Source organism: Streptomyces sp. 7R007 (genome assembly GCF_054850255.1).
The window spans coordinates 1-349 of sequence record NZ_JBTWMV010000185.1; the positions used below are offsets into that span (position 1 = coordinate 1).

At 65.9% G+C, this 349-nt stretch carries 1 protein-coding gene; it reads right to left on the reverse strand.

Going from position 1 to position 349, the window contains the following annotated elements; genetic code table 11:
• Positions 1 to 349, reverse strand: a 349-nt coding sequence (locus ACYF6T_RS44715; RefSeq protein ID WP_461703730.1) for an alpha-amylase family glycosyl hydrolase, incomplete at both ends; no start/stop codon positions are given.

Sequence of the window (349 nt, forward strand, 5' to 3'; positions counted from 1 at the left end):
ATACATGGCGTCGATCTCGCGGCGGACGCGCCGCAGGAACTCGTGGGTGGCCGGCAGGTTCTCGCAGTTGGTGCCCTCGGCGGCGTAGAGGTAGGGCACCGCGTCCAGGCGGAAGCCGTCGATGCCCAGGTCCAGCCAGAAGCGCAGGGCGGCCAGGATCTCCTCCTGGACGCGGGGGTTTTCGTAGTTCAGGTCGGGCTGGTGGGAGAAGAAGCGGTGGAAGTAGTACTGGCCGCGCATCGGGTCGAAGGTCCAGTTCGAGGTCTCGGTGTCGACGAAGATGATCCGCGCGTCCGGGTATGCCTTGTCGTCGTCGGCCCACATGTAGTAGTCACCGTAGGGGCCGTCG